Origin of the sequence: Streptomyces sp. YGL11-2 (assembly GCF_050054615.1) — a bacterium.
In the GTDB taxonomy this organism is placed as follows: domain Bacteria; phylum Actinomycetota; class Actinomycetes; order Streptomycetales; family Streptomycetaceae; genus Streptomyces.
Window position 1 is genome coordinate 18,265 of sequence record NZ_JBNHIN010000015.1, and the last position, 20,027, is coordinate 38,291.

The 20,027-nt window shown below is 70.2% G+C and carries 18 protein-coding genes and 2 pseudogenes; 12 read left to right on the forward strand and 8 right to left on the reverse strand.

Translation table 11 applies throughout. The annotated features are described in order from the left end of the window. Window positions 1-4 precede the first annotated feature (4 nt). Window positions 5-2,491: a SpoIIE family protein phosphatase gene (locus ACO1BR_RS18645; RefSeq protein ID WP_426796197.1), complete on the reverse strand. Its 2,487-nt coding sequence runs from the start codon at window positions 2,489-2,491 to the stop codon at window positions 5-7. 540 nt (window positions 2,492-3,031) lie between these two features. On the opposite strand from ACO1BR_RS18645, the gene ACO1BR_RS18650 reads away from it, so the two are divergent. Together ACO1BR_RS18650 and ACO1BR_RS18655 are read left to right on the forward strand one after the other, a co-directional pair. Further along, window positions 3,032-4,444, forward strand: coding sequence for an amino acid permease (locus ACO1BR_RS18650; RefSeq protein WP_426796198.1), 1,413 nt, complete (start codon window positions 3,032-3,034; stop codon window positions 4,442-4,444). A 73-nt stretch (window positions 4,445-4,517) separates the two neighbouring features. Then, a complete protein-coding gene (locus ACO1BR_RS18655; RefSeq protein ID WP_426796199.1) occupies window positions 4,518-4,712 on the forward strand; it encodes a hypothetical protein in 195 nt (64 codons plus the stop codon). Between the two features lie 84 nt (window positions 4,713-4,796). Here the strand turns inward: ACO1BR_RS18655 and ACO1BR_RS18660 are convergent, their stop codons facing one another. Then, window positions 4,797-5,738 carry an NAD-dependent epimerase/dehydratase family protein gene (locus tag ACO1BR_RS18660; protein WP_426796200.1) on the reverse strand — a complete coding sequence of 314 codons (942 nt, stop codon included), beginning with the start codon at window positions 5,736-5,738 and terminating at the stop codon, window positions 4,797-4,799. Window positions 5,739-5,933: 195 nt separating this feature from the next. Further along, on the reverse strand, window positions 5,934-6,173 hold the full coding sequence (locus ACO1BR_RS18665) for a hypothetical protein (RefSeq protein ID WP_159507151.1): 240 nt from the start codon (window positions 6,171-6,173) through the stop codon (window positions 5,934-5,936). A 1,513-nt stretch (window positions 6,174-7,686) separates the two neighbouring features. Here ACO1BR_RS18665 and ACO1BR_RS18670 point away from each other — a divergent pair. From ACO1BR_RS18670 to ACO1BR_RS18685, 4 genes are all read left to right on the forward strand, one after another. Then, window positions 7,687-8,190, forward strand: a complete 504-nt coding sequence (locus ACO1BR_RS18670; protein ID WP_426796201.1) for a hypothetical protein — start codon at window positions 7,687-7,689, stop codon at window positions 8,188-8,190. 323 nt (window positions 8,191-8,513) lie between these two features. Beyond that, window positions 8,514-8,795 (forward strand): hypothetical protein, encoded by a 282-nt coding sequence (locus ACO1BR_RS18675; protein WP_159507149.1) that lies wholly within the window; start codon window positions 8,514-8,516, stop codon window positions 8,793-8,795. Between the two features lie 821 nt (window positions 8,796-9,616). Next, window positions 9,617-10,471: a hypothetical protein gene (locus ACO1BR_RS18680; RefSeq protein WP_426796202.1), complete on the forward strand. Its 855-nt coding sequence runs from the start codon at window positions 9,617-9,619 to the stop codon at window positions 10,469-10,471. Window positions 10,472-10,861: 390 nt separating this feature from the next. After that, window positions 10,862-11,137: a hypothetical protein gene (locus tag ACO1BR_RS18685; RefSeq protein WP_159507147.1), complete on the forward strand. Its 276-nt coding sequence runs from the start codon at window positions 10,862-10,864 to the stop codon at window positions 11,135-11,137. Window positions 11,138-11,720: 583 nt separating this feature from the next. Here ACO1BR_RS18685 and ACO1BR_RS18690 read toward each other — a convergent pair. From ACO1BR_RS18690 to ACO1BR_RS18700, 3 genes are all read right to left on the reverse strand, one after another. Next, entirely contained in the window at window positions 11,721-12,071 is a 351-nt protein-coding gene (locus ACO1BR_RS18690) for a hypothetical protein (RefSeq protein WP_426796203.1), read from the reverse strand. Between the two features lie 126 nt (window positions 12,072-12,197). Beyond that, window positions 12,198-12,485 (reverse strand): hypothetical protein, encoded by a 288-nt coding sequence (locus ACO1BR_RS18695; RefSeq protein WP_426796204.1) that lies wholly within the window; start codon window positions 12,483-12,485, stop codon window positions 12,198-12,200. A gap of 325 nt (window positions 12,486-12,810) precedes the next feature. Further along, window positions 12,811-13,062 carry a hypothetical protein gene (locus ACO1BR_RS18700; RefSeq protein WP_426796205.1) on the reverse strand — a complete coding sequence of 84 codons (252 nt, stop codon included), beginning with the start codon at window positions 13,060-13,062 and terminating at the stop codon, window positions 12,811-12,813. 748 nt (window positions 13,063-13,810) lie between these two features. On the opposite strand from ACO1BR_RS18700, the gene ACO1BR_RS18705 reads away from it, so the two are divergent. Beyond that, on the forward strand, window positions 13,811-14,359 hold the full coding sequence (locus ACO1BR_RS18705) for a hypothetical protein (protein WP_426796335.1): 549 nt from the start codon (window positions 13,811-13,813) through the stop codon (window positions 14,357-14,359). A 129-nt stretch (window positions 14,360-14,488) separates the two neighbouring features. Then, window positions 14,489-14,836 carry a hypothetical protein gene (locus ACO1BR_RS18710; protein WP_426796206.1) on the forward strand — a complete coding sequence of 116 codons (348 nt, stop codon included), beginning with the start codon at window positions 14,489-14,491 and terminating at the stop codon, window positions 14,834-14,836. Between the two features lie 378 nt (window positions 14,837-15,214). On the opposite strand, the gene ACO1BR_RS18715 is transcribed toward ACO1BR_RS18710, so the two are convergent. Then, on the reverse strand, window positions 15,215-15,502 hold the full coding sequence (locus ACO1BR_RS18715) for a hypothetical protein (RefSeq protein WP_426796207.1): 288 nt from the start codon (window positions 15,500-15,502) through the stop codon (window positions 15,215-15,217). 1,080 nt (window positions 15,503-16,582) lie between these two features. On the opposite strand from ACO1BR_RS18715, the pseudogene ACO1BR_RS18720 reads away from it, so the two are divergent. From ACO1BR_RS18720 to ACO1BR_RS18730, 3 genes and pseudogenes are all read left to right on the forward strand, one after another. Continuing rightward, a pseudogene (locus ACO1BR_RS18720) lies at window positions 16,583-16,810 on the forward strand (chaplin); the annotation flags it as partial. A gap of 216 nt (window positions 16,811-17,026) precedes the next feature. Further along, window positions 17,027-17,128: pseudogene (locus ACO1BR_RS18725) on the forward strand (LPXTG cell wall anchor domain-containing protein); the annotation flags it as partial. A gap of 520 nt (window positions 17,129-17,648) precedes the next feature. Further along, window positions 17,649-18,830: a serine hydrolase domain-containing protein gene (locus ACO1BR_RS18730; RefSeq protein ID WP_426796208.1), complete on the forward strand. Its 1,182-nt coding sequence runs from the start codon at window positions 17,649-17,651 to the stop codon at window positions 18,828-18,830. Window positions 18,831-18,988: 158 nt separating this feature from the next. Here the strand turns inward: ACO1BR_RS18730 and ACO1BR_RS18735 are convergent, their stop codons facing one another. Further along, window positions 18,989-19,177: a hypothetical protein gene (locus ACO1BR_RS18735; protein WP_426796209.1), complete on the reverse strand. Its 189-nt coding sequence runs from the start codon at window positions 19,175-19,177 to the stop codon at window positions 18,989-18,991. 258 nt (window positions 19,178-19,435) lie between these two features. Here ACO1BR_RS18735 and ACO1BR_RS18740 point away from each other — a divergent pair, with 258 nt between their 5' ends. Beyond that, entirely contained in the window at window positions 19,436-20,023 is a 588-nt protein-coding gene (locus ACO1BR_RS18740; protein ID WP_426796210.1) for a GNAT family N-acetyltransferase, read from the forward strand. Window positions 20,024-20,027 lie beyond the last annotated feature (4 nt).

The following is a 20,027-nucleotide window of genomic DNA, read 5'->3' on the forward strand; positions in this document are numbered from 1 at the left end:
CTCCTCACGCTCCCGTCCCGCCGATCCGTTCGCCCGGGGGCAGGCAGATCTCGCTCCACACCTGCTTGCCGCCGCTCAGCGGCACCGAGCCCCAGGACTCCGACATCGCCTCGACCAGCAGCAGCCCCCGGCCACCGGTCGCCTCCCAGTCCACGCTGACGGGCTTGACCGGGGCCCGGGGAGAGGCGTCGTTGACGGCGATCCGCAGCCGGCCGGCGACCAGCGTCAGATCCAGCCGCACCTCGCCCTGGGTATGCGCGATGGCGTTGGTGACCAACTCGGAGACCACCAGCAGCGCCACGTCCAGCTCCTGCACGCCCCAGGTGCGCAGCGTGCGTCCGGTGAAGCGGCGGGCGTGCATGACGGCGTCGGGGAGCCGCCACACCGCCCAGCGGGCCCGGGTCGGGCGGACCCGCATCCCGTCGTAGCGCAGGACCAGCACCGCCACGTCGTCGTCGCGCCGTTTGCCGCTGCCGACCAGGTCGTCGGCGAGCCGCCCGGCATCGGCGGGGTCGGCCGCACCGAGCACCTCGCGGACCCGGCGCAGCCCTTCTTCCAGGGGGAGGTTGGCCGACTCGGCCAGGCCGTCGGTCAGCAGCACCAGTACCGCGCCGGGGGCCAGCCCCACCTCGGTCAGCGGGAATTCGGCCTCCTCGGACACCCCCAGCGGCGGCCCGCCCTCGACCGGCAACTCCTCCGTACTGCCGTCCGGGTAGCGCAGCAGCGGCGGCAGATGCCCGGCCCGGACGAACCAGGCGATGCCCTCCTCCATGTCCAGGTCGACATAGCAGCAGGTGGCGAAGAGGTCGGTCTCCATGCCGAGGAGGAGCCGGTTGGCGTGCGCGATCACCACGTCGGGCGGATGGCCCTCCACCGCGTAGGCCCTGATGGCCGTCCGCATCTGGCCCATGATCGTCGCGGCGCCCGCGCTGTGCCCCTCCACGTCGCCGATGACCAGCGCCACATGGCCGTCGGAGAGGGGAATCACGTCGTACCAGTCGCCGCCCAGCTCCAGCCCCATCGTGGCGGGGAGATAGCGGACCTCGGCCACCCCACCGGCCAGCTCCGGCAACTTGCGGGGCAGCAGGCTGCGCTGGAGCATCGTGCCGAGTTCGTGCCAGGCGTCCTGTGCGTGGGCCCGCACCAGGGCCTGCCCCACCAGACCGGCGGTCGCCGTCAGCAGCGACCGCTCCTCCGGCCCGAACCGGTGCTCCGCGTCCCACCCGATCAGGCAGACGCCCACGATCCGGCCCTCGGCCGGCAGCGGCAGTACGGCAAGGCCGCCCGGCCCGATACCCCCCAGGCCCGGTTCGAGGTCCGCGCCCGGCGGCCATACGGCCACGTGCCCGCCCCGGAGCACGCTCTCCAGCGTCGGCAGTGCGTGCAACGAGGCGTCCGGCCACTCGGACCGCCACTCGGACTGCCATGACGCGGGCCACGCCTCGGGCGCCGGCGGGTCGAGAACGCTCACCACCATCCGGTCGGCCTCCAGTTCCGCCACCGCGATCCGGTCCGCGGACAGCGGCGCGCGGAGCGTCGCGACCACGGCCCGGCTGACGTCCCGGATGGTGGCCGCGTTGGCCAGCGCGGCCGCCAGCCGCTGTACGACGGAGACCTCGTCGGCGCTGGGCCGCAGATACGAGGCGTCCGCGACGACTCCCAGCATCCGCTCCGGCGCACCGCCCGCCCCGATCAGCACCCGGCAGCGCAGACTCAGCCAGCGCAGCTCACCGTTGGGCCGGCGGATACGGAACGACAGCTGCTGTCCGGTGACCGGCACCCCGCCCGGTTCCACGATCGCCAGCAGCGCCGGTACGTCGTCGGGGGCGGTCCGCTCCAGCAGGGTCTCCACCCGCCGGTCGAAGTCCTCCGGGGCGATGCCGAACAGCTCCAGCACCTGGGCGTCCGCGTCCATCCGCCCGGTGCGCAGCGTCAGGCTGAACGCGCCGCCGCGCAGGGTGTCCAGGCCCGGACCCAGCAGCGAACGGCGCTCCGTCCGCGCCATGGTCCGCGCCGCGACCGCCTCCAGCCCCGCGGCCACCTGGTCGGCGTGCAGCTCCAGCAGATGGCGGCGGTCGGCGTCGAAGGAGTTCACCGCCTGGTCCACCACGACCAGGCAGCCCAGCCGTCTGGTGCCCCCGCCCAGGGGCAGAACCCCGGCCGAGCCGGTGGCCGGCGTGCCGGCACGGCGCTCCTCGCCGCCGTGGTCCGGGGGAGGAGTGGCCTCCTTCCCGGCGAGTTCCGCCGGTGCCGGCCACTGGGGGAGTCCGGTGCGGAAGGCCCGGGTCACCGGGGAGTCGCCGGACAGCGGGTAGCTCGTCGGCAGACTGACCCGGACCCCGGAGCCGCCGACCATCTCGGCCAGCTGGAGGTCGTCGTGCCCTTCGGCCAGCACGTAGACGGCGGTTAGCTCAGCCCCGGAAGCCCCAAGGACCCGCGCGGTCACTTCCTGCACCGCCTCCGTACGGGGGAAGCCGTCGTCGTAAGCCACGGTCGCCGTATCCGCCCTCGGGGCCGGAGCCGCAGCCCGGCCACCGCCTCATCGGATATTTCGCCACTTACCGCCCTCACTCCATGGTGCGGCATGGACGGAGACCCCAGCCAGTCGGCAACCGGAACACGGCCCGTCACGGTGGGTGACCGCGCTGCCCTCGCCCGGTCGACCGCCGTGGAGCCCGCCCGCGGCGCCGGCCGGCCATCGGCGGTCAGGCCGGGGCCACTTCAGGTCCGCCCCGAAGGCGATCGCCCGGACCTCCGTCGAGGCGCCGGCGGACCTCCGTCGAGGAGTCGGCTGCCCGCGGCGAGCGCGAGGACCCGCGGTCCCACGTCCCGCCCCGGCCCGTCGGCCGGCCCGGGGCGACGGCATCGTGCCGATCCCCCGCTCCGCGGCCCGGCGGGCCGCCGCCGTGTCCACGCCTTCACCACGAGTGATGGCCGTGTCCGAATAGCGGGCGTTAACGCCACTCACGCAGCGTGCCCCCGCACACTCGGGTCGCTCATCGATCGTCTCAAGCAATGGACAGGCACGACCATGACTCGGAGTATCACCCGGTCACCCCAGGGCTCCCCGCAGGCCGTGCAGGACTCTGCGCCCGCCCTGTCGCACGGCCTCAAGCAGCGGCATCTGTCGATGATCGCGCTCGGCGGGGTCATCGGCGCCGGCCTCTTCGTGGGCTCCGGCGTCGGCATCGCCGCGGCGGGGCCGGCCATCGTCCTCCTCTTCGCGGGGACCGGCGCGCTGGTCATGCTGATCATGCGGATGCTCGGCGAGATGTCCGCGGCCCGGCCCTCCACCGGCTCGTTCTCGGTGCACTCCGAGCAGGAACTCGGCCTCTGGGCGGGGACCGTCTCGGGCTGGATGTACTGGCTGATGCTCTGCGCCGGCGTGGCCGCCGAGGCCACCGCGGCGGGCGGCATCATGCACACCTGGGCGCCGTTCCTCCCCGCCTACGGCTGGGTGGCGGTCTTCATGGTGTTCTTCTGCGCCAGCAACCTGACCGCGGTCAAGAACTTCGGCGAGTTCGAGTTCTGGTTCGCCGCCATCAAGGTCACCGTGATCGTCGCCTTCCTGGTGCTGGGCGTGCTCGGCATCCTGGGAGTGTTCGGGAAGGCACCCGGCACCCACCACCTCACCGGCCACGGCGGCTTCTTCCCGACCGGCGCCGCCGGACTCGCCGCCGGGCTGCTGACCACCATCTCCGGGTTCGCCGGGCTGGAGACCGTCACCATCGCGGCGGCGGAGTCCGACCAGCCGAGCCGCAACGTGGCCCGTGCCGTGCGTACCGCGGTCTGGCGCATCGCCGTCTTCTACATCGGCTCCATGGCCGTGGTCGTCACCCTGGTGCCGTGGAACGACCCGAAGGTCGCCACCGACGGCCCGTACGTCACCGTGCTCGACCGGCTCGGCATCCCGGCCGCCGGCACGATCATGCAGGTCGTCGTGCTGGTGGCACTGCTCTCGGCGATGAACGCCAACATCTACGGCTCGTCCCGCATGGCGTACTCCCTCGTCAGCCGGGGGCTGGGCCCGCGCTTCCTGGGCAAGGTCACCAGGGGCATCCCGGCAGCGGCGGTGCTGGCATCCTGCGTGTTCGGCTTCGCGGCCGTGATCGCCGGGATCATCTGGCCGACCACCGTGTTCACCTGGCTGCTGAACATCGCCGGCTGCTCGGTGCTGGTCGTCTGGTCCATCGTCTGCCTCACCCAGCTGAGGATGCGCCGCCGCCTGGAGCGCGAGGCACCGGAACTGCTCTCGGTGCGGATGTGGGGCTTCCCCTATCTCACCTGGCTGGCACTGGCCGCGATCCTCGGTGTCTTCGCCGTCATGGCCGCCACCTCGGACGGCCTCCAACAGCTCGCCGGCACCGCCGTCGTGGTGGCGGCGCTGGCCGGCGCGGCCCACCTCAAGCGCCGCCGCGACCAGCGGACCGCGCCCACCCCGTAGCCGTCACCCGGCACCCGTCGTCGCGTTGACGGCGGAGTGCCGGGCTCGGGGCGGTCGGGGCACCCCCGCCGTGGTGCGCATCGCCGGTGCCCGCGGCAGCGACACCGTCTCCCGCAGCCGGCACATCGCCGAACTCGACGACGCGGGTACGCCGGTTCGCCTCGCCGCCGCCCCGGCGGACCCGACCCGCATCCTCCGCGAGCTGCGCCCCGCGCAAGCCTCCGCGAACAACGCGGAGCCCGCGATCACACCGCCCGCCGAGCCATGACCACCCGCCACGTCCTACGACGGCAACCGCCGCCGTGCCCCCATCGCCCTCGCCCCTACCCGGGAGCCCCGGCTCACCCGGACGTCACCCGGCGTCGGCCAGACGCCCCCGCCACCACTCCACCGTCGCCTTGACCTGTTCCTCGACGGGGGTGGCCCGCACGGCGAACGCGGCTTCGTACGCGCGCGAGTCAGCGACAAACGGACGGTCGAACTGGTAGCGGATCTCCCTCAGTTCGCGCAACAGCGGGGAGAAGACCGCTGCGATCCCCAGCACGACCGGTGACAGCCGGCGCACCGCGACCGGCCCCGTTTCCGCCTGGGCCGCGAGGAGGCCGACCATCTCCCGGGTGGACAGCGCCGGCTCCGTCGGAACGTGCCAGGCCCGTCCCCAGGCCCGTTCCGCACCCGCGACCTCGACCAGGGCCCTGGCCACATCGGGGAGATAGCTCCAGCTGTGCGGGGCGTCCGGATCCCCGAGCGCGGAGACCGGCTTCCCGTGCAGCAACCGCGGCACGACCCGCCCGGCCAGGTGCCCGCCGTCGGTGACACCGGGTCCGAAGAAGTCCGAGGCCCGCACCTCGACCGCCGTGATACGGCCCTGCTCGTGCAGCTGCCGCGCCTGCTCCCAAACGGCGGCGCGCACCCGGCCCTTGGGGCCGGTCGCCGCGAGCGGCAACTCCTCGGTCAGGAGACCGTCCACCGGCCCGTAGCCGTAGAGGTTGCCCAGCATCACCAGGGTGGCCCCGGTCGCCTCGGCCGCCGCACAGACCGACGAGGCCAGGGGCGGCCAGTCACTCGCCCAGCGATGGTACGGCGGTGCGGCACAGCTGTAGATGGCGGTGGCGCCCTGCGCGACCTCGATCAGCCGCGCACTGTCCGTCGCGTCCAACGCCACATGCTCGATTCCCGGCTCCGGGCCCCGCCCCGACGTGGTGACCACCCGCACCGCATGACCCTCTTCGGCCAGCAGCCGGGCAGTGGCCGCCCCGGCGGGCCCGAACCCTATGACGACATGAAGACTCACGCGCGCACACTAGCGCGTGGGCAGGTCGCTCTTGTCGTCCCTGTGTCAGCCGGGCCGGGGACACGGACCGGGCCTGTCCCGATCCTGCCCGTCGAGGGGTCGGGACCACGAACGCCGAAACGGGCCCGGCGCCGGGTTTGCGGCCCGGCTACCGAGACCCGTTTCGGTCACAAGGGTGACGCGACTGCGCGATCGTCACATGCCGCAGTTGCCCATGCCGGTGACCTGCCCGCCGGCGTTGCCCTCGCCGTTGATCGCGTTGCCCAGCAGGCCGTTGAGAATCCCGACCTCGCCGAGGATGTCGACGTTGATCTCGTGGTTGTGACACCCGCCGCCGTGGCCCCCTGCGGGCTGCGCGGACGCCGTACCGGCGCCGAAGAATCCGACGCTGCCGATGACGGCGGCCACAGCAGCAGCCTTGTGAAGCTTGCGCATTTTCTCCTCCTTGGGTCGTTCAGAGCTAGGTATCAAAAGATCCACTTCGCGCTGATATAGGAGGTTAATCAGATAATCTCCATATCGCTCATCGGTACCGCCATCCGAGGGCGCGGGCCCGGCCGTGCCCGCTGCCGCCGCGCACCCATTTCGCCCTTCCGCGCGTCAGATCGCCGCAGGTCACATCCACTGCGGTCACGGCCTGTGGCGCCCGGCCATTGCCCCCCAATGGGCGATCCCCGTCTGCTGACGTGAGGTCATCCGACCGTCGTAACCGTCCCGGAGGCACTGCGCACCCGTCAGCTGCGTCGGACGAACGGCACCCCCGCCCCACGTCGCATCCCCGCGGCGGGCGAACCGCCACGGGGCCGGCGTCCACCTGTTCGAGACCCAGGCCGGGCCGCCGCTCACGGGGCGGCGGCAGGCGCCCCTCGGCGCCGCCGCGCACGACCTACGACCGGAGGGACTCCTCCACGCTCCGGGCGACCCGAGGCACCGTGCCGAGCACTCGGAACTGACCACGGTCCACGCACGGGCGACCGCGCGAGCCGCTGGCGGATGCCTTCACTCGGGTTGGGGATTCAGGGCGGTTGACCACAACGGCTCGCGGCGCGGAAGGTTCCCGACCGCTACGGACAGGCCCGTCCTCCGGGCGTCGACGCCGAAATCCGCAGCGAGTTGGGCGGAGCCGCCGTCGCGGGGAGGGGATGCCGGTGGCTTAGCATGGCGACGTTCTTTCCACTGGGAGAACATCGGCGGTCAGCGTGTTGTCAGCCCTTCCACGCTGGCCGTCATCTGTTCCCCGCACGTGGACGCCGCTTCCCCGGGCGAGCAATCACCGAGTGTTCCAGCACTCCTACTGCAGAAAGCCCCCTTTCCCCACCGGAGTTGACGCCAGGTCGCGTCATCCCCATCACGAAGCCCTCGGTCGTCGACCGGGCCGCGCCGTGCCGGACCGCAGAGGGATTCCCCGGGGGCGTCGAAGCCGCGACGGGCGGCCCCGTCGTGGCCGCCGCCCGCACGGACGTCTGCCGGTGCGTGCTCCGTAGCAGCCACCGGCAACTCCCCGGAACCCAGGCTGAGATCACGTCCGTCTGAGGGGATACGGCCGCCGGCACTCCAAATGATTCATGCTCGTGGGCAAATGGGTGACCGTTCATGGGTTCCCGTGACCGGGTCAGGGGAATTGCCGTTCCTCGCTGGGAGAGAACAGTGATGGGCCTGCGGGCCGCCGGCCGGGACCGTCGTCGTTCCTGGCTTCGGCCGGTCTTGCGGTGACGATACGGGCATGTTTTCCCGCGCGAATCGGAGGAGGGACGATGGGGTGCGCCGCCGGCTTCGAAGGGCGTTGGAAAGCTGTGCCACGGGTGTTGTCGCGGATCTGCGGGAGGCTTCCGCCGTGAATGTGCATGGGGTGCGCAGGGTCTCAAGCCCAGGATTACCTCTGTTCGCGCACTCAAGACAGCGATAAATAATCAGTTTTCCATACAGGCAATGAAGGGCCGAAGGTTCCATGCGCAAGCTTCAGCAGATCGCGCTCGTCGTCGCAGCGGCCGGCGGTCTGTCCACCGTCGGCGCCGGCGTGAGTTCCGCCGACGCTCCTGTCGGTTACAACGGCGCCATCCCGCCCACTGCTCCGCAGAACGAAGGCCCCCAGGCCGCCTCCTGGACGGCCGCCGGAGCCACGTCGCACGCCTACGGCTCGCACGGCGGTCCGCAGCAGGCCGCCCCCCAGGCCGCCGCCCCGCAATCTGTCGTTCCGCCGCAGCCCGGCCCGCAGGTCAACCCGCAGCTCAACCCGCAGTTCAACCCGCAGCTCTCCCCGCAGGTCTCGCAGGCACTGCCGCACTCCGCTCCGCGGGAACAGAACAACCTCTTCCGTCCGTTCCAGGAGTGCAGCCCGCAGACGCTGCTCGACGCCAACGTCCCCATCGGCCTGCTGGCCACCCCGGAAACCCGGGGCTTCAGCTGCACCCAGGACAACACCCAGGCCAACGCCTTCGCCACGGCAAAGTAGCGCGACTCGGGTCGTTCGCCACGCTCGCTGCGGGCCCTTCGAGGAGATTCCTCGAAGGGCCCGTTCGTGCGTCGTGAGCCAGCAACTCCTGCGCTACGAGTTGAGGGCGGCGGCCCACCGCAGGGGACCGTGTCCGTTCGCGCCGGTTTATGCGTGAACTACTTGGCTTCCGGGGCAACTTCCCACGTCTCGATCTCGCGATCCGGCGCGTCGCTCAAAATCATTGGATATTTCGTATTAGCCTCTCCGATAGTACGAAGTCGGTACATCAGAGACGCATCGGCGTATCGCACATCACATCGGCTCAACCTTCCGGAGAAGAAATGCGCAAGCTTTACAAGGCTGCCGTCGTGGCCGCCGCCATCGGTAGCGTCGGCTTCCTCGGCGCCGGCACCGCCAATGCCCGCGGTGGTGGGCCGGGCGCCGGCGAGTTCAACATCAAACAGGGCTCCCAGTGCCGGTCGCACGACCTGAACGTCGATGTCCTCGGCGAGGTCGGGATTCTCAACGGACTGGCGGGCAACTTGCTCAACGGTGAGGGTTCCCCGGGCGCTCAGTCCACCCACATGGGCTCGACCATGGGCTGCGACAACAGCGCATTCTGAGCGATCAGTCACGCAGGTCACCCAAAGGGGTCCCGACGCCGAGCCGCAAGGCCGGTGCCGGGACCCCTTTTTGACGTCCCGTCGTGTGATGCCCGCACGATCGCGTAGCCAGTACGGGTGAGGTGCCGCGGCACGGCGATGTCGAACCAGTGCCCGTTGTTCACCTGTGAGTTCGCCCGATCTTCACACGTGGTGCGCCCCCAGATGTGGAGTGTCCGCCGTTGCGTAGACAACTTCGCTATGTGGAGAGGTACTTGAATCGATCCAGCTCACCGGTGGCTCGGGTTCCTTGACACGCCCGCCAAGCGGATCAGATGTCCGGATGCCGGCCATTCAACCGGCTGATGACGGCAACGCTCAATAAATGTAGCGGGGTTGGGGGGTGTGGTCCGCGTGCACCGTTCGCCGCGCCCTTGCGATGTCTGCTGCCGGCACTCCAAATGATTCATGCTGCTCGGCAAATGGGTGACCGTTCATGGGTTCCCGTGACCGGGTCGGGCGAATTGCCGTTCCTCGCTGGGAGAGGACAGTGAATGGGCCTGCGGGCCGGCCGCCGGGGTTGTTCCCTTCCTGGCGTCGGGTGGTCTGCGGTGATGATGTCGGCTTGTTGTCCGACGTGAATCGGAGGAGGGGGGCGTCGTCAACTTCGAGAAACGTCGGAGAGCTTTGCGGTGGGTGTTGTCGCGGCCCTGCGGGGGGCTTCCGTCGTGGTTTTGCGTGGGGTGCGCAGGGTGTGAAGCCCGGTACTACCTCTGTTCGCGCACTCAAGACAGCGATAAGTAATCAGTTTTCCATACAGGTAATGAAGGGCCGAAGGTTCCATGCGCAAGCTTCACAAGGCCGCTCTCGTCGTCGCAGCGGCCGGCGGTCTGTCCGCCATCGGCGCCGGCGTGAGCTTCGCCGATGCTCCAGCCGGGTACAACGGTGCCGCCGCGCCCACCACTCCGCAGGCGACGGGCCCTGCGCCGCAGCAGTACGCCCCGGCTCCTGCGCCGCAGCAGTACGCTCAGCAGCCGGCTCCCCAGCCGGCTCCCCAGGCTCCTGCCCCGCAGCCGCAGTACGTACCGCAGCCGGCCCCGCAGCAGGCGGCTCCTCCTCCGCAGCCGCAGTACGCTCCCCAGCCGGCCCCTCCGGCTCCCGCCCCGCAGCCGCAGTACGTACCGCAGCCGGCTCCGCAGCAGGCGGCTCCTCCTCCGCAGCCGCAGTACGCTCCCCAGCCGCAGCCGCAGTACGTACCGCAGCCGGCTCCGCAGCCGGCCCCTCCGGCTCCCGCCCCGCAGCCGCAGTACGAGCCCCAGCATGAGGAAGGCCCCCACGCCAGCGCATGGGCCGGTTCGGGCGGCGCCGCGCGCGCTTCCGTCGGGTCACCTTCGGGCCCGCAGGCCGCTCCGCAGGCGGCTGCCCCCGCACCGGCTCCGCAGTCCGCTCCGCAGGTCGCTCCCCAGGCGGCCCCGACGGTCACCCCCCAGGTCGCGCCGCAGGTCGCCGTGCCGCAGGTCTTCTCCCCGCAGCCCGCTCCCCAGGTAGGCCCGCAGGTCAACCCGCAGTTCAACCCGCAGGTCAACCCACTGGTCAACCCGCTGGTCTCCCCGGACGTTCCGCAGGTCAACCCGCTCGGGCTCGGGCGGCTCGCGGCGCCTCCGGTGGGCAACCTCGACCTGCCTCGCATGGCCTGATCGTTCAACGGCGGTTCGGAGCACCGCCGTTGGGCCGTCCCGGCAGTGACGACGGGACAAGGGTGAGTGCCGTCGGCCCCTGGAGGGGCCGACGCCTGACGCCGCATCGGGTTCGCCATGACCGGCGGCACCCGCAGATCCGTCCGCACCGCCAGAACCAGTTCGCCCCCGTACAGAGGTGCATGCCACGGGCGTTGCGCGGCACCGTCCTTCCCCATCGGCCCGCCTGCCGCGCCCGATTCCCGGGTGCCTCCTGCGCTCGGCGCGCGGGAGGTTTCCCGCCCGTTCCGGTCTGCCGATGCCGCGCCGTGCGGTACGGCTCATTCGGCTTCCGTAACGGCAACAAGCCGACCAACTCCACATCTCATCCGCTCAATCACCGGAGAAGAAATGCGCAAGTTCCACAAGGCTGTCGTCGTGGCTGCGGCCCTCGGCAGCGTCGGCGCAATCGGCGGAGGCACCGCCTACGCCCATGGCGAGCCTGGCCATGACGTCGACGTCAGGCAGGGCACCGAGTGCCGGTCGCACGACATGAACGTCGATGTGCTCGGGGCGGTCGGGGCGCTCAACGGCACACTGGGCAACGCCCTCAACGGCGAGGGTTCGCCGGGTGCGCAGCCCACCCACCTGGGCTCGAACTTCCGCTGCGACAACGCGGCGTTCTGAGCGGCGGACCATCGCGCAGAAGCCGATCGACCGGGGTCCCGGAGCCGAGCCACGAGCCCGGCGCCAGGACCCCTTTCGGTGTCGTGTATGCAGGGTGGAGAACGTCTTGCCGGTCGTACCGATACCGCTGTCGCGATGGATGCGGCTGCTGCGCAGGGAAGTTGGCGGGCCGGAGTGACGTGGTGTCAGGAGGTCTGGGCGCTGGGACGCGGTGGCAGTCGGCGGGGAAGTGGCGGGCAGTGGACGTGCCGGGGCGGCCGATCCGGAAGCGGTCGGCGCCGGCGCCGGCGGGTCTCCGGAATCCTGTACTGGTGAGGGAAGCGAACGGTGGATGGCCGGACCGAAATCAACTCGGTCCGGCCATCCGCCGTTCGCTTCCCTCACCAGTACAGGATTCCGGAGACCCGCCGGCGCCGGTGCCGGCGGGTCTCCGGAATCCTGTATTGGTGAGGGAAGCGAACGGTGGATGGCCGGACCGAGATCAACTCGGTCCGGCCATCCACTCTTTGAGGAGGTGCTATCAGCCTTCACCCATGTTCAACCGGAACGGGAGAAGCAGGCGGTGTTGGCTCGCCAGTGGGCCTCAGTCCATCGCGGGGAGCTGGTCGCCGGGCGCAGATGCCTGTTCGCCGGGTGCCGGTGCCACGTTGGAGCAGGTCACCGCGGGTCCGACCGTTGTGCTGCCCGGGTTGAGTACGCCCTGCGCGGGGATTGACACGGGCTTCGTCGGATTACAGCTCTGCGTCTGGTTGAGGGTGTAGCTCCCGTCCTGAGTCGGGCCGTTGCTTCTCTGGAGGCAGGTGACGTTGCCCTGGACGTCGCGGCGGCACAGCCCCGTGGTGTCCGCGGCGTGCGCCGGGGTGACGACGGCGCAGGTCGCGGCGAGGCCGCCCAGGAGTGCCGTGATGGCTGCGATCTTCTTCCGACTGAACATGTACTGCGTTCCTTTGTGATTGGTGCCCGGGTGTGCAGTGGCGAGTGCCGGTCCGCGCCCGAGCCTGGAGAATGCCGGCGGGTTCTGGTGTCCGGGCGTGTGCACCGGACACCAGAACCGTTCCGGCTACTTGTTGAGGGCGCTGTTGTCGCAGCCCACCCTCGACCCGATCGGGGTGGCCTGCGAGCCGGCGTTGCCCTCGCCGTTGATCGCGTTGCCCAGCAGGCCGTTGAGGATCCCGACCTCGCCGAGGACATCGACGTTCAGGTCGTGCGACCGGCACTGGGAACCCTGACCGACGCTGACGTGGTTCTCGCCGCCCTGCCCGCCGTAGGCGTACGAGGTACCGGCGCCGAAGAAGCCGACGCTGCCGAGGGCAACGGCGACGACAGCAACTCTGTGAAGCTTGCGCATTTCTTCTCCATAGATTGAGCGGAGCGATCTGTGAGCGATCGACTTCGTACAGTTGCGGAAAGTTAATACGAAAGATCCGCAGTTGCTGAGCGACGCGCCGGATGTTATGAGCGTTGGGAACCGGCATCGGCCCCGGAACGGTCCCATGTTCCGCGCGGGCAGCGGGCTCAACGGGCCGGGGCGGGCTCAGGAGCTCCGTGGTGAACCACCCGTTCGGTCGTACCGCATACGACTCGATCGGTCGGGCGCAAGCGAACGGGCCCTTCGGGGAACATTCCCGAAGGGCCCGCGGTCGGTGTCGGGTGCGGCTGCCCCGGCGACCTGCCTACCTCTTCTTGGCGAAGGCGTGGTTGAACTGGCCGCAGGCGAACCCCTCCGTCTCGGGCACCGCGAGCACGCCGAACGGGAAGTTCGCCGCGGCGAAAGTCTGCGGGCTGCACTCCTGGTAGGGGCGGAAGACGTCGTTCGCCCGCGCCTTGGCGCCATCGTGGGCATAGGCGGTGCCGGCGCCGGCACCGATGGCCGACAGACTGCCGGCCGCGGCGGCGACGAGCATGACCTGCTGAAGCTTGCGCATGGAACCCTCGACCCTTCGGTCCCTATACAAGGAGACCTAGTTGCTGGTTGTGACCGCGCGAACACTAGCAGTAGTCAAACTAGGCGTTCCACTTCGTTGTGCGTCTTGTGTCGAGCCTTGGCGGAGAGTTTCTGCACACTATGCGGCAACGGGTCGGCAGCGGCGGCGTATTCGGTGTCGGCGGGCTTTCTTTTCGTGGGTGATGAGGGAAGGGTGCGCGGTCGAAAATCGCTGTCTTCGCGGGGAATTCGGTGAGTGCGGCTGACGCAGTGGTGGGGGTGCGTGAAGAGGGGTGTGCGCGAGCTCCGTGTTGACGTCAGAGGCAAATGGGTGACTGTGGAGCGACCTCCGTGACCCTGTCGGGGGGGCGTGTCGTTTCTCCCCCGGAGGGAGTAGGGGAAGGGGTTGCGGTGGCGTCGCCCTTCTTCTGGGCCGAAGGTTCGCGATGCGCACCTTCGGTGAATTTTGCCGACGCCAAGTGGCCTGCTGTGCCTGCCTCGTTGGGCGGCTTTCGGATGGAATTCGCAGGAGAGGTGATGGGGTTTGTCGTTCGTTTTTCGGGGCGCCGGAATGTGTGGTGGCGAGCGCCGGCCGCGGGCCTAAGGGAGGAGTGCTCCTGTTGCGGGCCCGACACGAAGTGTGTAGCGGGGGGAAATGCGCGATTGATTACACTCGGTGTGCATATACTCACACTAAGTAGTCAAGGCATGTCATCTCCATCCACACGCAACCAAGGATCAAGGGTTCCATGCGCACACTTCAACGAGTCGCCATCGTCGTCGCAGCGGTCGGCTGCCTGTCCACCGTAGGTGCCGGAGTCAGCCTTGCTGACGGCGGGCCGGAGGCCAACGCCTGGGCCGTTTCGTCGTCCGCCGCGGGAGCCACTTCGCGTGGCGGCGGCGGGTACGGCGGTGAGCAGACCGCTCCGCAGGTTGCCCCGCAGCCGGCCCCGGCTCCGCAGGCCGCTCCGCAGCCGGCCCCCGCTCCGCAGGTCGCCCCGCAGCCGATGCAACAGGCTCCGGCCCCGCAGCCGATGCCGCAGGCTCCGGCTCCGCAGGTCGCCCCGCAGCCGATGCAGCAGGGGCCGGCTGAGAAGTCCGAGGGCCGCCGTGAAGACATCAACGTCAACCAGCACACCATGTGCCGGTCGCACGACCTGAACGTCGACGTCCTCGGCCAGGTCGGCGTACTCAACGGCCTGCTGGGCAACGCGCTCAACGGCGAGGGTGCCGCCGGTGCGCAGAACACCCACCAGGGTTCGCGCATGGGCTGCGACAACGTCGCCCTCCGCAAGTAACCGGAAGGGGTTCTGGTGTCCGGCCGGCAGGTCGGGCACCAGAACCCCCTTCCGGTATTCCTCAGGCTCGGGCGCGAACCGGCACACGGTACTTCGCGCCCGGGCATCGATCGCAAAGGAACGCAGCAGATGTTCACTCGGAATCAGATCGCAGCCATCGCGGCACTCCTCGGCGGCGTCGCCGCGGCCTCTGTCGTCGCCCCCCAGGCGTACGCGTCAGGAGCGGATGACTGCAACCGCGTCGCCGCGGGCCACGGGAGCTGCGTCCACAGGAGCGGGGGTGCCTTCATCGCCAAGGACGGCAGGGACATCGTCGTCAGGCAGACGCAGAGGTGCTCGTCGGCCTCGCGGCAGCGACTGATCTGGCCCGAGAGCGGCCTGCTGAGCCGGGGTGACACGGAGATCGGTCCGCACCTGAACTGCTCGAACAGGCTCCCCGCCCCCAAGGAGTTGAAGCGGCTGCGCGCCGAGTTCTGACCTCACGCGATCGATAGCCGGGCCAGGTTGATCCTGTGCCCGGCCTTGCCGTGCCGCGGAGAGGGTGAGGCCCGCGCGCAGGCGATGTCCCGGCGTTCCGTGCGCCGGCCGCCGGCGGGGTGCCGCCCGCACACAAGACTCCGGGGCGAGGGCGCAAGGCGCGGCCGTCGCCCCGGAGTCGGTGGCTACTTCTGTGCGCGAGGGCTGATCCTGTTCCGTGCGGCCGACGGGTCGGGGCCGACTCGGCGTGCGGACGGTCCACTTCGCAGGAAGCCCGGTTCGGAGTTGCCCAATCCCCGGGGATCGGTCGGGCGTTGGGGGAGGGCAGGCATGAGTCCGGCGCCCGGCCGGAGGCTCGGGCGCCGGACTCGTTTTCCGTTACTTGCCGAATGCTTCGTTGTCGCAACCCATGGTCGAGCCCATGTGGGTGGACTGCGCGCCCGGTGCGCCTTCACCGCCGAGCAGGTTGCCGGCCAAGCCGTTCGCGATGCCGACCTCACCGAGGACATCGACGTTGGTGTCGTGTGACCTGCACTGGGCGCTCTGCTTGATGTCGAAGTGGGATCCGCCGCCTCCCTGGCCACCGGCAAAGGCGGTGCCGGTACCGAGGATGCTGACGCTGCCGAGGGCGACGGCCACGAGAGCGGCCTTGTGAAGCTTGCGCATTTCTTCTCCGGTGGATTGAGCGGATGGTGTCGCTGAAGTACCGAGTTCGTACTTGTAGTGAGGATAGTGCTAAATGTCCGTGAAGTCGCTTAACGACGCGCCGGATTGTATGATTGAGGTTTTGTGATCTGTGCAGGTCAGGCGGGGTTTTGAAGCCCCTTCAGGCCCTGTCGGCCGCCGTCGTCGTGTGGCAACCCACCTGGTCGGCCGTATGTGCCGACTCTTTTTTGACGGTGCCGCACAGCGGCCTCATGGCGGCATGCCGCATGTTCGTCGGCATCCTCGGGGTGGTGGGTGGTCGCGCTTCGGTAGCGCGCTCTCCGTGCTCGCGCGATCAGGTGACCGCGTGGCGTGGGCGGCGGAGCCTGTGGCGGGCGGGTGCGAGGGTGGCGAGTGCCAGAGCACGCCAAGTCACGAAATGAAGCAGGAGCTGCTTATGCGCCGTGTATGTGCCGCCCTTCTGGGGGCCTTTGCTCTCGCCGGGGCTCTCTCCGTGCCCGCCCACGCCGACGGTCCTGGTGCGGGCGTTCTTGGAATCCTCGGAAACCCTGTGAAGGCCACCTCTGATATCGGTCCCGTGCACATCGGTCGACTGCCGTTGCTCGGCGGGAAGTGATCGCCCGTCGCAGGCCGGGTCGGTTACCGGTTGGCTCGTTCGGTTGGCCGCGGCGCGGGATTGCCGCGGCCGGCCGGTGAGTTGCCCGTAGGGTGCAGGGCGAAGAGGGGGCGGGGTGGGTGCGATGCAGTCTGTGCCCGTCAAGAGGCGCGCGTGAAGCCGCGCCGGGCGGTGCGAAGGCCGAATCGGGATGACGGTGAGATGCGCCGGAGGGCTTCGCGAGACGCGGAAAGCAAGATCGAATTCGGGCGGTGGAGGCGGATTCCCCCGTCGAATTCGACGGGGCTGATTATCGTGGGGAACGCATCTCAGTAAAATAGGAATATGTGTCACTCTTCAGCCGCGTGAGCATACATATCAAGCTGAAAGAGTGATCGAAATGACGCATTCGGAGCTTTCCTCCTTCGGGCTCGTTGTGTGTTGTGCGGTCCGCGGACGTGACCGCACTGTCTAGGAGGAGTCACGTGATCAAAAAGGTCATTGCCGCTTCGGTGGCCACGGGCGGCCTGCTGCTCGCCGGCGCGGGCACGTCCGTTGCCGACGCCGGTGCTGGAGGGGCTGCTGTCGGTTCTCCCGGCGTTCTGTCCGGCAATCAGATTCAGGTGCCCGTGCACATCCCGGTGAACGCCTGCGGCAACACCGTGAATGTGGTCGGCGCGCTCAACCCCGCCTTCGGCAACCGTTGCGCCAACGTATCGAAGGTCGAGAAGGTCGAGAAGGGTAAGAAGGGCCACGAGCGGCGGCGCCATCACCGTGAGCAGGAGCACATGCCGCAGCTGCGCCACGAGCGCCCGGAGGTCCACCACCGGGCGGCGCCGGAGACTCCGGCCGTCACTCAAGAGGCCAGGCTCCACCGGCACCATCAACACCACCATCTCGTGTCTCACGCCCGCCCCCAGCTGGCGAAGACCGGTGGGGCGCAGACCGGCATGGCGATCGCGGCCAGTGCCGGGCTGCTGGCGGGTGGCACCCTGCTCTACCGCCGGGGCCGTCGCGCCGCCAACAACTGAACGAGCGTAGCGGTAACTGTCCGGCGGCGGCGCTCGGTTGTGCAGGAGCGTCGCGCCGGCAGGAATCGCCCGGCGCGGACGTGGGCGTTGACACGGTAGGACTCGCGGTCGGCCATCTCGGGCTGTGAACAGGTGACGAGGTGGTCGGCGTGCGTCCGGCCCGCGGCGCGCGCATCCGGCCGGCCGTTCAGCGAAATCCAGCAGAGCCCGGGCCTTGGGGGTCCGGGCGTCAGCTGGTCTTTCTCGGCAGTTCACCGCCGTCGGTGGTGAACTGCCGGTCTGTGAGGGGGCGGCACGTGCTGAGGCACGGGGTCCGTCCGACCTGCCGGAGCGCAGGCGGAGGGGCGTGATCGAGGGGCGCGGGGAGCCGCCGGCCCGCGTTCACGCGGAGTCGGGTCCGGGGGCCGGCCCTACGTCGCGTGGTCCCGCTGACCGGATGGGGCGGAGCACCATGAGGGTGCAGCCTGGGCAGGTCCGGAATGCCGCCGCGGCCGGTGGGCCGCACCACAAGGGGGTTGCCATGACCGATCGTTGCCGACGGCCGGTGCGGGTGCGCGGGGCGTCGTCGGCGGGGCGCCGGGCGATCGTGATGGCGGCGGTGGCTGCAGCCGCGCTGGCCACCGGGGGCACCCTGCCGGCGGTCGTGGCGCAGGCCCATGGGTCCGATGACGCTGTGCGGCAGGGGCTGCATCGGCTGGTGCACGAGGACCGATACCCAGCAGCGCTGGCCGCAGTCACGGGGCGGGACGGGCGCGACCGCAACTACACCGCGGGCGTGGCGGACGTACGGACCGGGGCGAGGGTGCCGGTCGACGGGCAGGTGCGGGTGGCGAGCAACACCAAGGCGTTCACGGCCACCGTCGTCCTCCAACTGGTCGGCGAGGGCAGGGTGGCGCTCGACGCGCCCTTGGAGCGGTATCTGCCGGGCCTGGTGCGGGGCGAGGGGATCGACGGGCGGCGGATCACGGTGCGCCAACTGCTCCAGCACACCAGTGGACTGCCGAACTACACCGACTTCCTGGGTGACTTCGCCACGTACCGCCATGCGCACCTCAGTCCCCGGGTGCTGCTCGACCGGGCGCTGGCGCACAAGGCGGTGTTCGCGCCGGGGACCAACTGGTCGTACAGCAACACCAACTACCTCCTGGCCGGGCTGCTCGTCGAGAAGGTCACCGGCCGCCCGCTGGCGGAGCAGATCACCCGGCGGGTCATCGACCGCATCGGGCTGCGCCACACCTACCTGCCCGGGGCGGGCGAAGAGCGCCTGCGCGCCGCGCACCCCGAGGGCTACCGCGCGGTGAAGGGGGGCGGGCCGCTGGAGGACGTCACGGAGATGGATACGTCCTGGGCCTGGGCAGCCGGACAGCTCGTCTCCACCCCGAGCGATCTGAACCGCTTCTTCACGGCGCTGTTCGGCGGTGCGCTGCTGCGTCCCGCACAGCTCGCCCAGATGCGCTCCACCGTTCCGGCCGGCCACGGTCTGTGGCCGGGGGCCCGGTACGGGCTCGGCGTGATCAGCACGCCGCTGCGGTGCGGCGGTCTGATGTGGGGCCACGGCGGCGACATCCCCGGCTACCGTACGCGCACCGGTGTCACCGACGACGGCCGTGCGGTCACCCTCGCCGTCACCGCCGACCCCGCGCCCGTGGCGCAGGACCCCGATGACTCCCTGGACTTCCTCGACGGCGTCCTGTGTCGGTGACAGTGGCAGTGACGGTGCCGGTAGGGGTGACGGCGGTACGCGGCCGTGAGCGGCATGCCGCCCCCGGGTGGTCGGGAGGCGGCATGCGGTGGGGGTGGGTCCGCGTGAGTCGCCCGGGGGGGGAGCCCTGGGAGTGGGCGTGCGGGGGTAGTTGCTGCTCATGTCACCCTCTCCTTCAGGACCGCGCCGGACGGGGGCGGGCAGTTCTCCTGGATCTGGTACGTGAGCGCCTCGGGGTAGTCGTGGCGCGAGAGGCACACCCGTACGACGATCGGGCCCCGGTTGATCGGGGCATGGGGCTTGCCGATCTGCTGGAGGAAGGCGGCGAGTTCGTCGTGGGCGGTCACGGGGACTCCGTGCACGGGGTGCTTGGCGGAGCCGAAGACCTCGGCGAGATTCTCGTAGCGCCAGAGGGGAGCTCGTTGTGGAAGTCGGCGCCGTCGGAGGGCGGGGTGCCCTGCGGCTTGGGAGCCCGGGTGTCCGTGGCGGTCCTGAAAGCACGGGAGTTCGTGAGCGGTCGGCCCTTCATGCGCATTCTCTGACGGACCCTCAGGAGCGGCGGGAGGCATGGCAGGCGCCGGGCGCGGCCGTGGCACGATGCCGCCATGACGATTCCCCCACGCATACCCGCCGTCGTACCGGCGGGCCGGATGGCGCAGCTCGGCCAGCCGGTCCTCGGCCTCCCGGGCGGTATGGAGCTGCGCCCGTGGCGCTTCTCCGATGCCGGCGCCCTGTTCGCGGCCGGCCAGGACCCGGCAATCCGCCGGTGGAACCGGCTGGTTGTGGAGACGACGGACGACGCGTGCGAGCGGATCGCGAGGATGCGCCGGCGCTGGCAGGACGAGCTGAGCGCGATCTGGGCCATCGCGCAGCCGGGCGGCGAGGCCGTGGGGCTCATCGGCTGGGGCGATATCGACCTCAGCGGCGGCAGTGCCGAAATCCTGTACTGGATACTGCCCGAGGTGCGGGGGAGCGGTGTGGTGGTCGAGGCCACCCGGCGGGTGAGCGACTGGGCGCTGAACGACCTCGGGCTGCACCGGCTGCGGCTGTGCCACTCGACGGCGAACCCGGCCTCCTGCCGGGTGGCGGTCAAGGCCGGGTTCTCCCTCGAAGGCACCATGCGCAGTGCGCTGCTGCACGCGGACGGGTGGCACGACGAGCATCTGCACGCCCTGGTACAGGGCGACGTCTGAGGGC

Coding starts and splice junctions, on each gene's coding strand:
- ACO1BR_RS18680 (WP_426796202.1), top strand. CDS start 9,617: ATGCGCAAGCTTCACAAGGCCGCTCTCGTCGTCGCAGCGGCCGGCGGT.
- ACO1BR_RS18685 (WP_159507147.1), top strand. CDS start 10,862: ATGCGCAAGTTCCACAAGGCTGTCGTCGTGGCTGCGGCCCTCGGCAGC.
- ACO1BR_RS18650 (WP_426796198.1), top strand. CDS start 3,032: ATGACTCGGAGTATCACCCGGTCACCCCAGGGCTCCCCGCAGGCCGTG.
- ACO1BR_RS18730 (WP_426796208.1), top strand. CDS start 17,649: ATGACCGATCGTTGCCGACGGCCGGTGCGGGTGCGCGGGGCGTCGTCG.
- ACO1BR_RS18665 (WP_159507151.1), bottom strand. CDS start 6,173: ATGCGCAAGCTTCACAAGGCTGCTGCTGTGGCCGCCGTCATCGGCAGC.
- ACO1BR_RS18710 (WP_426796206.1), top strand. CDS start 14,489: ATGTTCACTCGGAATCAGATCGCAGCCATCGCGGCACTCCTCGGCGGC.
- ACO1BR_RS18690 (WP_426796203.1), bottom strand. CDS start 12,071: ATGTTCAGTCGGAAGAAGATCGCAGCCATCACGGCACTCCTGGGCGGC.
- ACO1BR_RS18705 (WP_426796335.1), top strand. CDS start 13,811: ATGCGCACACTTCAACGAGTCGCCATCGTCGTCGCAGCGGTCGGCTGC.
- ACO1BR_RS18695 (WP_426796204.1), bottom strand. CDS start 12,485: ATGCGCAAGCTTCACAGAGTTGCTGTCGTCGCCGTTGCCCTCGGCAGC.
- ACO1BR_RS18740 (WP_426796210.1), top strand. CDS start 19,436: ATGACGATTCCCCCACGCATACCCGCCGTCGTACCGGCGGGCCGGATG.
- ACO1BR_RS18715 (WP_426796207.1), bottom strand. CDS start 15,502: ATGCGCAAGCTTCACAAGGCCGCTCTCGTGGCCGTCGCCCTCGGCAGC.
- ACO1BR_RS18670 (WP_426796201.1), top strand. CDS start 7,687: ATGCGCAAGCTTCAGCAGATCGCGCTCGTCGTCGCAGCGGCCGGCGGT.
- ACO1BR_RS18700 (WP_426796205.1), bottom strand. CDS start 13,062: ATGCGCAAGCTTCAGCAGGTCATGCTCGTCGCCGCCGCGGCCGGCAGT.
- ACO1BR_RS18675 (WP_159507149.1), top strand. CDS start 8,514: ATGCGCAAGCTTTACAAGGCTGCCGTCGTGGCCGCCGCCATCGGTAGC.